Here is a 13,749-nt window from a genome sequence, read left to right as displayed (position 1 = left end):
GCCTAGAAATCTATGCTTTTATCATCTGAAGTTTGAGTGCGAAAAAATAACCGAAAATTTATTTAGCCTATAGGCAATACACCTCCCGCTGAGGCCGAACAAATGTGCTATTTTGTTCTCGACACTGAACAGATGGCCGCGTAACTTTTATAAACTGGTCTTTAGAAAATCTTGGGCGGTTCATCCCTTTTCAAGCTTTACGGGGTTAGCGGTCGCTATAGCCAGCCGGCTAAAGGTGAAGAAGAGCAAATTTACTTTTTCATTTCTGCGTCTTGTGGCGTGCTGGACACAATACATTGAAGTACCGACATGGAATGCCTACCAAATCAGATGTGTGATGTGTCAAATCGATTGAAGTTACCTTGTCTCGGGAAACGAAATGCGCAGTGCCGTCGTAGACAATATAGCCCCGCTCATACGACCTCAGGACCGCTCCTTTGAGCTCTCCCTTTTCAAGCCTTACCGTTGAATATGTCAGTGGGGCTGGCACCTTGGGTGCTGAATTGTATGCGAAAATGTAGAGCATGCAGAGAAGCGGAACGAATGTATTCAGCAACACTCGCACTCCTTTCGGCAGCAATTCAACGACTGATGCGCTATTGAGGAGTATATTGAAGGCGAAGACGAAAAAAACGAAATAACACAAGGTCACGAAGGGGTCCGCTTGCGATCCAAGCGCAGCGTAAATCAAAAGCATGGTCACGCCCACGATCGCCACGAAAATAATTTTAGATTTCCGGCTCAGCCCTGAAGAAGCGCGGCCCGTCAGATCGTCGGCTAGCGTACTTGATATGACAATCGCATAAGGAACGACTCGAGGCAGCCAGATCAAAGTACCAATCGACAGATCACTGAAGCTCAGGGAAACCTGATTAGTATCCAAATGGAGACCCTTCAAATATCCAACCTCAAATACAATACTCGCTAAAATGCTCGCCGCTGTCATGCAGGTTATCCAAGCGGTGATCGCCTGTGCGTCTAATCTGTGATCTTGAAGAGCTGTCATATTTCCCCCGAACAATCTGCATTGAGTATCATAAGTTGCAGTTTGGTCAACCGCGCGACGGAGGACGCGAGAATTAATTGACCTTGAGATAGGCCTCTCTGCATGGTATTTTTGGAAATGTTGGCAGGGAGTGTGCACGTCAAGCGCGACGACCCAGACGGCGCGGATTAGATTATGCCAGAGAACCTCAAATGCCTGGGGGGCCGGGATCGGGCGCGGCGGGGCAGGCGTGCTGAATGACGTCCAGTCGGACGATTTCCTTACCACCGCTTAAATAGCTTGGCACAAAAGCGACACGGATTCGGCTATCGGCATGTACAAATCCGTCTGCCGCTTCAGGCCTGTGATAGCCGTTGCGAACATCGCCCACACTGTATTCGAAGCGCTGTCCGCCTATGGCCCAGTATTCACGTCCGTCCTCCGAACGGGACGAATATTCAGAACCCGGATGAAAGACATCCAGGCATCCTTCAACCTCGTGAAATGTTTTGTTCTCAACCCTATGACGCGCATCGAAAGCCCAGGATGCATCATAAATCGCCGCGATTGAGGAGAAAGTCAGAAAGAAGACGCTGAAAATACCCCAAACCCAGTAAATCTTCCGTTCATGACGGCTTTTAGAGATGGTGATCCCGAGACAGACAAGGCCAGCTGAGATGAATAAAGCGAAGAAAACGTATGATGGATTGATACGTTCGGGATGACTGACAAGATCGAAAACGGTCACGTAATTATCGGTCATCAGCGCCCCCAAACCGTATAGAGTCTTCGTAGTAAAACCTTTCTGCATTCTCGACAATGTTTGGGGCGGCGCGTGTAGACGGGTTTACCCTCAGGGCGTGATGGTAACGATCACCCGTTTGTAGCGGGTGAGCGGTGGCGTGCCTTTGTCGGTGACCTTCAGGATGAAATGCGCCGTCTTCGGTTCGGTGACGGTGGGGGCGGTGACCCAGACGGCGTAGGTATTGTCTGCGCCGGAGATGGGGATGGGTGTCTTCCAGTCGCCGATTTCGGGGTAGTGGAACCATTGATAGCTGAGGCTGTCGCCATCCGGGTCGCTGCTGCCCTTTGCGCTCAGGCCAAAGGTCTGGCCGGACTTTACGGTAAGGTGGTCGGCGTGGCCCAACCGGGCGACGGGCGGGTGATTGGCTTCGGTATAGGGTTTGGTGGTCCAGTCCATGCGCGCGGCAAAGTCGTTCTGGAACTCTTTGCGCCAGCGCCAGATCGTTATTTTGTAGCCGGTCGCTGTCTTTTCGGCGGCTTTGGTCGTGCGGCCGTAGGGATTGGCCAGCGTCGGCGTGTAATCGTCCACCGCATTGGTCCAGATGGGCCGCGGCTCCTGTTCGACCGGCACGCCGCCGGTAAAGCCGGTCGGATCGGTGGTGGCCCGGTCGGGCGTATAGAGGGTGTAGCGGCCGCCCCAGCCACCCCAATCGGGGTGTTCCGGCGCGTCGAGCCCGTTGGGAATGAGCGACAGGAAGGACGGCGTGTCGCCTTCCATGCCGTAGGCGACGTCCGGATACATGGCGCCGAGCGGACCGTGGCCTTGCTGAATGTGTTCGGCCAGCCAGGCATTGCTGATCTCGCTATTGTCCTGACCGGGTTCGACCGCCATCATCCCGCCCCATGTCGCATTGCCGTAGCCGCCGGGGCTTACGATGTAAAACAGGTCGGGGAAGGTCTTTCGCATCCAGATGCCGGTGTCGTCCTGGTCGGAGATGGTATAGACGCGCAATTTGGCGATCAGGCGCGCGGTTTCGGCCGGACTGCGGGTCGCCTTTATCTTATAGAGCGCCTGGGCCAGGACGTTGGCGCCGCCCCAGACCGACACATAGATCGGGCGGGGATCGGGGGCGTCGAGCAGGGCGATGATGCGCTCAGAGCCGCCGGAATCCTTACCCGCTCCAACCCCCGCCATGCCGTAGACCGGCAGGCCTTGCGTCACGCGCGCCGAAAGGGTTTTGGCGTCGGGAAAGCCGGTTTCGTGTTTGAGCAGATTGGGCTGAACCTTGCCATAGGCGGCGATGACGGCCTGAAGCGTTTCGGGCGCGACCCGCGTTTTCAGGTGCACGGAGGTCGTGGCGATCAGGGCTTCGATATCGAGCTGGTTGGCATAGAGCAGGAGGCGCACCATCGACTCGCTGTCGTCCGGTTCGTTCTCGATGTCGGTGAGAATGATAACCCGATGCCGGGCGGTGTCTGCGGCGACGCCGGGCGCCGGCGCCGCCAATGCCGGAAGGCTGGCCGCGCCCGCCAGCGCCACGGCGACGGACAGTATGAGTGATTTCATCGGATATCCCCCCAAATTTTTCGCCGTCCATTTGTGTCGCGACGTGTCTATTCCTCCGACTATTGCAGGGATCGTCACCCCCGGCAAGGCGCGGACACATTTAGGTTCGCCGTCGCCGCGAAAGGCCGGACCCTAACCCGCTTTGGCATAGGCATTGATCCATGCCGGCGGTTTGCGCGCCCGCGCCGCCACTCAGGGCTATCGCGGCCGCAACCGAGCCGCAAGGGTGGTTTTAGAGGGCCGGAGCGGCGGGGAAGTCGACCGGAATCTGAGTGACCGCGTGCAAATAGTTGCTGATGGTCTTGTCGCCAATCGCCATCACGACATCGACCAGGTTGCCCTGGCTCCAGCCTGCGTCCAGGAAGGCCTGCGTCGTGGCCGCATCCGTATGGCCGCGCTTGAGCGCTGTCTCGCGGACAAAGAGAGCGAGCGCGTCAAGCTTGGCGTCGAATGACACCCGGCCTTGGCGGATTTCGAGAATCTGCGCATCGCTGAAGCCGGCCATCTTGCCCAGCATGGTGTGCGCGGCCAGGCAATATTCGCAGTCATTGACCTGGCTCACGACCAGATTGACCACTTCACGCGCCTTGCCGCTGAGCGACGATTTGGCATTTTGCAGGGTCAGATATGTCCCCAATGCCGTCTCCGACAGGGCGAACGTGGCGAAGAGGTTGGGAACGAAGGTCAGCGACTTTTGCAACTGGTCGAATATGGCCTGGTTGGCGGGGGAAACGGCATCGCGGGTTGGAACGGTGAAGATTGTCATTGTGGGCTCTCCTGTGCTGAAGCTCGCCACGAAGATAGCTTGTGCCACAATGGAATGTAGCCTATCTTTTCGACTAAGATATATGCCTAAATAGAATGAATGAGCGGGTCATGGACCGATTGAGCGCGATGCAGGTTTTCGTCCGGGTCGTCGAATCCGGCTCATTTTCGGCGGTGGCGCGCGAGCGATCGACGACGCAGAGTACGATTAGCAAACAGATCGCGGCCCTCGAAGACTATCTGGGCGTCAAGCTCCTCAGCCGCTCCACGCGGGCCTTGTCCTTGACGGAGGGCGGGGAGCGTTATTTCGAGGAAGCCCGCCGTTTGGTCGCCGAATTGGGCGCGGCCGAGGAATTGGTGCGAAGCGGCACACGGCAACTCACCGGATGGCTCAGGGTTGCGACCTCCGTGGGCTATGGGCGGCGGGTTCTTATGCCGCGCGTCACGGCGTTCCTTGAGGCCAATCCGGCGGTCAAGATCGACCTCAACCTGAATGACGGCTTTATCGATCTGATCGAAAGCGGGATCGACCTTGCCATACGACTGGGCGACCTGTCCGACAGCAGCCTGATCGCGCGCCGTATCGGCTCAAGCCGCCGCCTTCTGCTGTGCGCGCGATCCTATGCCGAGCGGATCGGCGTCACCTTGCCCGAACTGGGTCAGCCCCAGGATATGAAACACCATAATTGCATTGGCTATACCGAGCTTCCGACCAACAATAGCTGGGAATTTGTCGGTCCCGACGGTGGGGCCGTTCCTGTCCGCATCGCCGGAAATCTGCAATCGAACAGTTCGGAAGCCATCCGCGCCGCGGCCCTGGCAGGCATGGGCATTTGTTACGTTCCCGATTGGTTGTTCGCGCCCGAAATCGCCAGCGGTGAGATGGTCGTCCTGCTTCCGCACTGGACCACGAAGCTCATTCCGATCACGGCGGTGGTGCCGGCGCACCGGCGCAACGTCGCCAAAATCGAAGCGCTTATCAGCTTTCTGACACCATAATGGGGCCGAGGTCTGGAGGGGGAGAGGCTATGGCCTGCCGGGCTATCGGCCCGATATTAAAGCTCCCTCTCCAGGGCATGGAATGTGTCTGCCAGCAATTCCGCCAGGCTGCGCTTGCCCTCCTCGCGGTTCAAGGCCTCCGTTGACAGGCGGATGGCGCCGATCGACAGCATGGCCACGATCCGCAGCCCCGTCTCACGGTCCTTGCCGGGCCACTTCTCGCAAAGGGCGTCAAAAAGTGTGCGTTCGTGGTGGATATAGCTCGCCTGTTTGCGCGCCTGAACCACCGCGTTTGCGCGCATCAGCCGGTCAATGGCCATCATTTCCTGCGATGAGAACGGGGCGCAGATTTCGATGACCGCATTACGTACGGCCTCGATTGGCCGTATATTGTCCGGCTGCTTGCGTAGGGCCGCAACGATCATGTCCCCCATCGTGCTTTGCATCGACAGCAGGATCTCGTCCTTGGAATCGAAATAATAGAAAAAGGTTCGTCGCGAAATGCCCGCCGCCGTCGCGATATCGTCAAGGGTAGTGGCCTCGTACCCCTTTTCGATAAACAGGCGCATTCCGGCATCCGTAATGCGTTGCAAGGTCTCACGACGTTTGCGTTCACGCAAACCCGGGGCCTTTGCCGTCGCCGTACTGTTTTTGCTCATTATTTTATCGGTTGTAAAATTACACTCAGTGTAATATTAATTTTACACCAAGTGCGACTTTTTTGCAAAGGATGAGATCATGGCTAAGTGGATGGCGTCTGACATGCCGCAACAACGTGGGCGGCTGGCGATTGTCACGGGAACGGGCGGGCTGGGGTTTGAAGACGCCCTTGCCTTGGCGCGCGCCGGCGCCGAGGTGATTATTGCCGGACGCAATCCGCAGAAAGGGGTTGAGGCCGTAGCCCGCATTCACGCATCCGTGCCATCGGCCCAGATTCGTTATGAAACGCTCGATCTTGCCAGCCTGGCCTCGGTCGCGGCATTTGCCCGTCGCCTGCATGACCAGACGGATAAGGTTGATATACTCATCAACAATGCCGGCGTCATGGTGCCGCCGAAACGCCAGGAAACCGAGGATGGCTTTGAGATGCAGATTGGCACCAACTACCTCGGACATTTTGCCCTGACCGGCCAACTTATGCCCTTGCTCAGGACGGGTGGGGGGCGTGTCGTTACGCTGTCCAGCATAGCGGCCCGTCAGGGGAAAATCGACTTTGACGACCTTAATGCGAGACAGACGTACCGCCCTATGCCGGTCTATTGCCAGTCCAAGCTGGCCTGCCTGATGTTTGCCATCGAACTGCACAGACGTTCGGTTGCCGAAAGCTGGGGCGTCACCAGCATCGCTGCACATCCCGGAATTGCCCGCACGGAATTGCTGCATAACGCGCCGGGACGCGGCAGCGCGATGGGGCTCATCCGCTCCCTATTGTGGTTTTTATTCCAGCCGGTGTGGCAGGGCGCGCTGCCGACCCTGTTTGCGGCGACGTCTCCTGCGGCCAGGTCAGGCGCTTATTACGGCCCCGATAGCCTGGGCGAAACGCGCGGCTATCCAACTCTGGCCAAGGTGCCGCCACAGGGGCTGGACCTCGCCGCGGCTGCTCGCCTGTGGGATATGTCCGAAGCGCTTACGGGGACGTCTTTTCAGGGTGCGTGATTTTCGGGGCGCCTGATGGTCTTCAACGAAAGGCCTGGGTGCCGGTACGCTTGGGGGCGTAGACATGTCTGGCTTGGGCGCACAACAGACGGCCGGCTCTCTCCAGGGTTGAAAGAGCGATGGGGGTGACGTAAGAAAACTTGGGTCTGGGAAGCGCTTACGGGGGAGAACATGCGTAGATTGCTTTTCGCCTTTGTGGGAGCGCTGTGCTTATCCGGCTCTGTGGTTACCGGGAGCGCGCAAGATATCGGGAGCCCGATTCTGCAATCAGGCGGTATCTATATTGTGCCGCCCGATCACAGCTGCGCAAAGTATGCCGTCGCCTTATCGCCGGGCGGACATAGCCTCATTGCCTGGCATCCGACGAACCCTCACATAGGCCTCAGCCCGCGTGAGCTCGCCGATGACTTTACCATAGCCGCGCTTGACGCCGATTGCCTGCTTAAGAGAACGGCAGGGTGCAAAAGTACCCAGTTTTACGTCACGAGCCCGACCGTCCATTCGGTCTATTGGAGTGGGGATGGCCAGACGCTCTTTGTCATCAATGGTGACGGTCTATTGTTTTCGTTCCGCATCGCAGCGGGGGAAGTCTTGGAGAAGCAGCTCGTCGGCAAGGTTGCGGATAACCTGATGGGACCTCACAGCTTTACCATTGCAACGTCCAGCACCACGACAGAGCCAGCCGCCGAACTTGAACGGCTGACGGGAATATTCTCCAGACCACGATTATTTGCACAGGAATTCCGCAAGACAAATTTCGTCGTTGATCGCTCCAACCATCCGACTTTGGTGGGAGAAAGCCCTGAAAACCTTGGCCTATTTGTTTTGTCACAAGATCAGCCCACGGCAAATGCCGACATACTGTCGACGTTCACAGGACAAGAAGGCGGGTCATTACCATTTGTTTTAAGGTCAGCCTCAGGAAATCGATGGCTTATTGGCCAAAACAATGTGTCACTATTGCAGGACGCGCCGGCGAACGATCCCGAACGCAGGATAATAGAGCGGTTTGAAAATGGCAGTTGGCCGATCATAGATACCGATACCGGCCTGCTTGTCGGCATTCACAGCGAAACGACGGTGTTACTTTTTGCCGTTGATCCTGTGTCGCGCGCCATTCAAAAGAAAGTCCTGTCTGAGGTAAACAGGCTGCATGGCGCGATCGCCAGCATCAGTATTTCTTCCCACTCCGGGCGTGCCGCGTTTGCCCTGCGTCAGTTGGGTCGGGGTATTACTTCGGAGATTTATGACGCGACTTCCGGGGGGGATGCTTTGGCAGTGGCGCAAAGTTGTACCGATATTTCTTCGCATAGCGCGGCTGCGCCCGTTATCTGGGATGGTGGGGAAAAAGGCTGGGCGCTTCCCATGCGCCTCTATCACGGCTCAGGCGCCAATGGCCTTATTGTCTTTCTGCACGGTGGGCCAGCCTCCAGCTCATCATTTGATCCCGCTTGGGAAAGTCTCAATGAATTGTTAGACCAAGGCTACGATGTCGTTACGGTGGATCCTAGCGGTTCGACAAACTCGGTGGCGCAAGCGCGTCGATTAAGTGGGATGGGCGGTCGCTCTCTTGAAAAGGATGCGCGTCTAGCCGCCATTCAGATTGATCGGCTATCGAAAAAATACCCTCGTGTCTCGCTACTCGCTGAAAGCTTCGGTGGCGCTTGGGCACCATCACTCTATCGCCATCTAAAGCACAAGCCGGGGCGTGTCGCATTGGCTGCGCCATTGGTGCGTTATTTGCCACCAGATATGCGTGATAAGGATACGGCCACCACCTATTCCAAGCTTTTTGAACGGTATTATCTTTTGGGTTCGGAAAGCCTCGGTGAGGACCGCTTTCCAAATTGGCTAGCCAGTAGTTACGATCATCCGCCTTTCGGCCTTGGCACACTGACTATACAAGGGGATGCCGATGCTTTATCCCGGCCGGAGCAATTGCCGGACGATATGCCGGGCGTTCGGATTGTCGTTACGGGGCAGCATCTTCAAGCGTTAAGAGCGAGGATATCCGTAGCCATGGTCAACTGCTGGCTGACCTGGACCTGTGATGCAACAACTGTTCGATCGCAGAACAAACAGTAATTCAATGCAATACCTTCAATTTGAAACCTCTGAATGTGGCCTGACTGCCTATTCCGCGTCCCGTTTAGGTGCGGCTGGGCGATCTGACCACCGCATCGAGAAAACCCGGTCTTGGGGTGTCGCGAACAGGGTGATATTTTACGGGCGGGAAAAGATATGAATCCTATTGTCAAACAGATATTGCTCTACGCCATATTTCTTGGGTGCCTGTACGCCTTCAAGCATCTGTCGATTGGCGATATGAACAATAACGTCATTGTCGTCGGCTTTGGCTGCATCGTTTTGCCGGAGCTGATCAAGCGGCCTTTGCAAAGCCTTGCCGCCAGTTTCAAGACATAGCTTTGGGGGGGGCGAAACCTGTCCTGGCTTTTGCGCGTGTGCAAAATCAGGCGGTTAGTTTGGCGATGCTTTGGTGTCGCTTGCCTTATCGATTTCCTCCATGAGGGCGTCGCAAATATCGAGGTCCTCAAACAGCTCGTCACTCGTCGCTAGAGCCAGATCGACTCTGACATCGTCACTTGGCTCTTTCGCATCCTCGAAATGATCCGCCAGATTGGCCCATACATAGGCCAGGCCTTCATAGTTTCTCTCAAGGTCTTTCAGCTTCTGGGCCTGTTCAGGCGTCGGGTTTTCGCCGGCCGCCTTGCTCGCCGCCGCCAGATCCTTTTCCATTTGATCCATCATCGCGCTGACTTCATACGACAGACCTAAACAGCGCGATCGGGCTTCGGGTGTGTCCAGTGGCGCCTTGACGTCCTGAGCGGCCGTTGGGGTGGCTGGGGCGATCAGAGCCGCGACAAAAAACATGACGGGGACGGGGGCGAAAAAGCGCATGACATTTGCTCGTGCTAAGGGTTTCACAGGCCGGCCTTAAGCCTGGCGGTGGCGGCCTGGGAGACGCCCTTGAGCGCGCCCGTTACATCTTTCTGCCACAGGGCGGGATCGACGACGACGTCGAAAGACTGGGTCTTGCTCATGCCCACGCCGCCCATAAGGCTTATCGCATTGCCCAGAATTTCGCCGGTCTTCTGCCCTTTGGTGCGATTGTCGTCGGCGGCCAGAATTGCGTCGCTGTCGATCATCAGGGGCGCCTGCAATTCAAGACGCAGGCGGTTTTGCGGGTCGATCATGGTCGCCTTTGCGTTGGGCGTAATCAGGAAGACCTGGGTCGCCGCCGGTTTGATTACCAGACCGAACTCGGCCTTGGTCTTGGCATTGCGGGCGAGGGCGCGTAAGCCCCGGCGATCGCTGGCCGACAGCGAGGCAAAATCGACGACAGCTCTGAACCCGGCCACCGCCGCGCCCGACTGGCTCATCAGGTCAGCCTCCTTACGAACGATCTGGGTATTGCCAATCGCCGTCATCGAGCCGCCGCCGGCAAGGTCAGGCAGCATGGTCGGCAGGAAGTAATAGTTCATGCCGGTGGGGGCAAAAAACAGCGAGCGGACCGAATTCATCCCCTTGACGGTTTCGCCCGACGGCTTGGATGCGGCCATGATGTCGTTGAAGGCGCTGTAGGTGCGCGCCTCTTCCGGCGAGACGACCTCAAGCCCGGCGGCCTTAAGATCGGCGACAAAGCTGGCATATAGCTCGTCGGTTATGGCCTGCATCTGCGCCGGTGTCGGGCCGTCGAGATGGACGACGGTCTTGGCGTGGGCGCCGCCGGCGCCGGTGGCATTGGCCTGTGCATCCACGACGAACTGGATCTGGAAGAAGGGAATGATGACTTTTTTCACCCCCCTGGCGCCATTATCCTGAGACATCCAGAACAAGGCGTTGCCGTCCTGGGCGTGTGAGGCATTGGGGTCGAAATCGACGGGCTTCTGGATCGAGACGGCTTTTTCCGCCAGGGCCGGCTGGCAGGCGGCCATTGCCAGGGCAAGGGTGAGGACGGCCAGGGCGGGCAAGCCGCTTGGTTTCATCTGGCAGCTTCGTTTCATAGTGTGTTCCCCATAGATGTGCGTAAGCGGTGTCCGCCGTAAGATTGGCGGCACACTATGGGCGGACTTTTTCAGCGTCACCCTCTGAACAGAGGGGATGAATGAAATAAAAAACAGGGTTATGAGGGTGGGGCCACTGAAACAGGAACTGAGCTTGCAACGCTTTTCGATATCGAACCTGACCGGCGTTCCGGCGTCCCGCAGGCCGCGCGCGTGGAGACTATGGCTGGTTCTGGCGATCACCCTTCTCAGTGCGGCGTTAAGTTTCGGATTGGCCTTTCAGGGCAAGACGCTTGACGGCCTCATCCGCGGCACCGACACGCTAAGCCTGGCGGTGCCGGGCCATCCTCCATTGCCGGTGATCAGCCTCAGGGCGGCGGGGCAGGCCACGCCGTTCGTCGTGCTGCCGTCCGATCTGGTGACGCAAATCGACGGGCTGGAAACCTATGCGCAGGTCGATGCGCATCTCAAACGCCAGGACGAGATCGTGAATATCCTCAAAGGGCCGTCCGTCCTGGTGGGGCTTCAAACCGCGGGCAGACCGGCCTTCGAAACCGCAGTTGCGGTCAGAACGCTGTGCCTATCCGACCTCGACAGCAGCTTTTGGGTGTCTCTCTGTGTCGGCCTGACGGCCTTTCTGGTCGGCGGGTGGGTGTGGTGTCTCAAGCCGGACGAGAAGGTGACTCAGGGGCTGGCCGTCAATGGGTTCGGCATGCTCATCGCGGCGGTGTCAAGCAGTGCGACCTTTGCCAAGCCGCTGGCTTTGCCGTCGGGTCTGATTTCCGCACTCACTACGCTCAACCATCTGGCTACGGTTCTTTTCGGGCTGACACTGCTCGGCATCTTCCTCCTCTTTCCAAAGCCGCTCATCTCCGACCGTCAATACGCGGTCTTTCTGGCCGCCGGCGTGCCCCTCCTGGTCCTGGATCAGCTTCGCCTTCTGGGCATCCCCACCGGGCTTTTCATCTTTTGCTTTCTGGTGGTCATTGCGGCTGTCGGGCTCGTCGCCATTCAGTTTCACAACACCCGGGGTGCGCCGCATTTACGGGCATCGCTGATATGGATGGGGCTTGCGGTGATTGCCAGCGGCGGCATCTGGTGCGTAACCATTGCGGCCTATGCGATTCAGGGGCAGTTCGACACCATGCCCGAAAGCTTCATATTTCTGAGCTTTCTGATCCTGTACGTCGGCATCGCCGTGGGCGTCGCCCGGTTTCGCCTGTTCGATGTCGGCGAATGGGCGTTACGCGTGTTTTTCTTTACGGCCGCGGCGCTTCTTTTCATCTGTCTCGATGCGGGGCTCATCTATCTGGCCGGCATGGCGCACACCTCCGCCATGGCCTTGGCCTTGCTGATCACCGCTTTCGGCTATCTGCCCTTTCGCGACATGTTGTGGCGCCGGTTCGTGCGGTCGAAAACGCTTAGCGACACCGAACTTATGGGGCACGTCCTGGAGATGGCGTTCGAGCCGGAAATGTCGAAACGTCAGGGTCAGTGGCGCGATTTGCTGCAAAAACTCTTTGTCCCGCTCAGCATCTCCCCGTCTCCCGTCCCGGTCAGTGCCACCTGTATCGACCCGGACAACCTCCACCTGTTTGTGCCGGCCCATCTCGACACGCCGTCGCTGCAAATCTCTTATCCTCAGTCCGGGCGCGGCCTTTTCGCGCCACGCCATATCGCGCTGGTGGATCACCTGTTGCGTTTGTCCCATAAGGCGGCGTTGGGGCTGACGGCCTATGAGCGCGGGGCGGCCGAGCAGCGTCAAAGACTGGCCCAGGATCTTCATGACGACGTCGGCGCCAAGCTGGTCTCCGGCCTGATCGTGGCGGACGAGGCGTCGCGCCCCTTCATCTATGGCGCCCTGAACGACATTCGTGAAATAGCGGCGGCCCTTGTCAACGAACGGGCCCCCTTGGATCGCACGCTTGCCGAGATGCGTCACGAGACCGTCCGGCGCCTCGATGCGGCGAACATCGCGCTCGACTGGCCGTTATGGCCGGAAGACGAAGCCTTTGTTGAGCTGACGGCCTTGCAGAAAAAGGCGCTGGCCTCGACGGTTCGGGAGGCAATCACCAACATCATCAAACATTCGGGCGCAACCGGCGTGACGGCGGCATTCCGGCTGGACGGGCAGGTGTTGGCGGCCTGTGTGACCGACGACGGCGCCGGATTTCCTAAGGCGGCCCTGGACGGACAGGGCGGCGGCCAGGGGCTGAAAAGCATGGTGGACCGGATTGGCCAGATGGGCGGCAAGGTCCGTTTCGAGACGCTCACCGTCGGCGCGTCCGTCGCATTCGATATTCCGCTCACCTCCGTACCCGCCACCAAAAGGGAAGCACACGCATGACGCCCCAATCCGTTTGTCTGCTTGTCGAAGACCAGACCCCAAACCAGGTGCGGATGACCCATGCGCTCACGGCGGCCTTTCCCGGCATCCGGGTCGTGGTTGTGGGCAGTCTGAAAGAGGCGAGACGTTGGTTGTGCGACGAAAAGCCCAGGACCGGTCACGTCTTTGAACTGGCGGTTATCGACCTGGGCCTTCCGGACGGTTCGGGCGTCGATTTGATTTCCGACATCGCAAAAAGCCATCCGGGCGTCACCTGCGTCGTGTCCAGCATCTATGACGACGATGTGCATCTCTTCGATGCCCTGTCAGCCGGGGCGAGGGGCTATCTGGTGAAAAACCAGGAACCCGAAATGATCGTGCATTATCTTCAGCGCATTTCACAGGGCGAGCCGCCCTTGTCACCCTCCGTCGCCATGCGATTGCTCAAGCACTTCCGTACGCATACCGTCACCGAACAGCCGGACATCCATCTGACCGGGCGTGAGACGGAAACCCTGGCGCTGCTCGCCCGTGGCCTGACGATCGCGGAGGTGGCCAGACACCTGCTTCTGAGCCCGCCCACGGTTGCGGGCTATGTCAGAACTATCTACCAGAAACTGAATATCTCAACCCGGGCCGAGGCCACATTGCAGGCGGTCAAACGCGGCCTGGCTTAAGGTCC

The 13,749-nt window shown here is 58.1% G+C and carries 13 protein-coding genes; 6 read left to right on the top strand and 7 right to left on the bottom strand.

Features of this window, described 5'->3' with window-relative positions:
• Nucleotides 1-259: 259 nt before the first annotated feature.
• The 4 genes from AEAC466_RS41050 to AEAC466_RS41035 all read right to left on the bottom strand — a co-directional run bounded on the left by AEAC466_RS41050 (nucleotide 260) and on the right by AEAC466_RS41035 (nucleotide 4,062).
• Nucleotides 260-1,006, bottom strand: coding sequence for a hypothetical protein (locus tag AEAC466_RS41050; protein WP_023459799.1), 747 nt, complete (start codon nucleotides 1,004-1,006; stop codon nucleotides 260-262).
• Between the two features lie 187 nt (nucleotides 1,007-1,193).
• Nucleotides 1,194-1,748, bottom strand: a complete 555-nt coding sequence (locus AEAC466_RS41045; RefSeq protein WP_023459798.1) for a hypothetical protein — start codon at nucleotides 1,746-1,748, stop codon at nucleotides 1,194-1,196.
• 90 nt (nucleotides 1,749-1,838) lie between these two features.
• Entirely contained in the window at nucleotides 1,839-3,296 is a 1,458-nt protein-coding gene (locus AEAC466_RS41040) for a DUF1593 domain-containing protein (RefSeq protein ID WP_023459797.1), read from the bottom strand.
• Between the two features lie 232 nt (nucleotides 3,297-3,528).
• Nucleotides 3,529-4,062, bottom strand: coding sequence for a carboxymuconolactone decarboxylase family protein (locus AEAC466_RS41035; protein ID WP_023459796.1), 534 nt, complete (start codon nucleotides 4,060-4,062; stop codon nucleotides 3,529-3,531).
• A gap of 110 nt (nucleotides 4,063-4,172) precedes the next feature.
• Here AEAC466_RS41035 and AEAC466_RS41030 point away from each other — a divergent pair, with 110 nt between their 5' ends.
• The gene (locus AEAC466_RS41030; RefSeq protein ID WP_031239457.1) at nucleotides 4,173-5,060 is read left to right on the top strand and encodes a LysR family transcriptional regulator; all 888 of its coding nucleotides are present in this window, start codon (nucleotides 4,173-4,175) and stop codon (nucleotides 5,058-5,060) included.
• A 56-nt stretch (nucleotides 5,061-5,116) separates the two neighbouring features.
• On the opposite strand, the gene AEAC466_RS41025 is transcribed toward AEAC466_RS41030, so the two are convergent.
• The gene (locus AEAC466_RS41025; protein ID WP_023459794.1) at nucleotides 5,117-5,719 is read right to left on the bottom strand and encodes a TetR/AcrR family transcriptional regulator; all 603 of its coding nucleotides are present in this window, start codon (nucleotides 5,717-5,719) and stop codon (nucleotides 5,117-5,119) included.
• A 79-nt stretch (nucleotides 5,720-5,798) separates the two neighbouring features.
• Between AEAC466_RS41025 and AEAC466_RS41020 the strand changes: the two genes are divergently transcribed.
• From AEAC466_RS41020 to AEAC466_RS41010, 3 genes are all read left to right on the top strand, one after another.
• A complete protein-coding gene (locus tag AEAC466_RS41020; protein ID WP_023459793.1) occupies nucleotides 5,799-6,716 on the top strand; it encodes an SDR family oxidoreductase in 918 nt (305 codons plus the stop codon).
• Nucleotides 6,717-6,887: 171 nt separating this feature from the next.
• Nucleotides 6,888-8,801, top strand: a complete 1,914-nt coding sequence (locus AEAC466_RS41015; protein ID WP_023459792.1) for an alpha/beta fold hydrolase — start codon at nucleotides 6,888-6,890, stop codon at nucleotides 8,799-8,801.
• A 156-nt stretch (nucleotides 8,802-8,957) separates the two neighbouring features.
• Nucleotides 8,958-9,140: a hypothetical protein gene (locus AEAC466_RS41010; RefSeq protein WP_023459791.1), complete on the top strand. Its 183-nt coding sequence runs from the start codon at nucleotides 8,958-8,960 to the stop codon at nucleotides 9,138-9,140.
• A gap of 54 nt (nucleotides 9,141-9,194) precedes the next feature.
• Here AEAC466_RS41010 and AEAC466_RS41005 read toward each other — a convergent pair whose 3' ends face one another.
• A complete protein-coding gene (locus AEAC466_RS41005) occupies nucleotides 9,195-9,635 on the bottom strand; it encodes a hypothetical protein (RefSeq protein ID WP_023459790.1) in 441 nt (146 codons plus the stop codon).
• A gap of 23 nt (nucleotides 9,636-9,658) precedes the next feature.
• Entirely contained in the window at nucleotides 9,659-10,741 is a 1,083-nt protein-coding gene (locus AEAC466_RS41000) for a hypothetical protein (protein ID WP_155913829.1), read from the bottom strand.
• Nucleotides 10,742-10,868: 127 nt separating this feature from the next.
• On the opposite strand from AEAC466_RS41000, the gene AEAC466_RS40995 reads away from it, so the two are divergent.
• Nucleotides 10,869-13,088: a sensor histidine kinase gene (locus AEAC466_RS40995; RefSeq protein WP_235074346.1), complete on the top strand. Its 2,220-nt coding sequence runs from the start codon at nucleotides 10,869-10,871 to the stop codon at nucleotides 13,086-13,088.
• The gene (locus AEAC466_RS40990; protein WP_023459787.1) at nucleotides 13,085-13,744 is read left to right on the top strand and encodes a response regulator transcription factor; all 660 of its coding nucleotides are present in this window, start codon (nucleotides 13,085-13,087) and stop codon (nucleotides 13,742-13,744) included. The genes AEAC466_RS40995 and AEAC466_RS40990 overlap by 4 nt, the downstream gene beginning before the upstream one ends.
• The last annotated feature ends 5 nt before the right edge of the window (nucleotides 13,745-13,749 follow it).

This window comes from Asticcacaulis sp. AC466 (genome assembly GCF_000495815.1).
Taxonomy (GTDB): Bacteria; Pseudomonadota; Alphaproteobacteria; order Caulobacterales; family Caulobacteraceae; genus Asticcacaulis.
The sequence above is the reverse complement of the archived record's forward strand: the minus strand, read 5'-3'. Positions and strand labels throughout refer to the sequence as shown.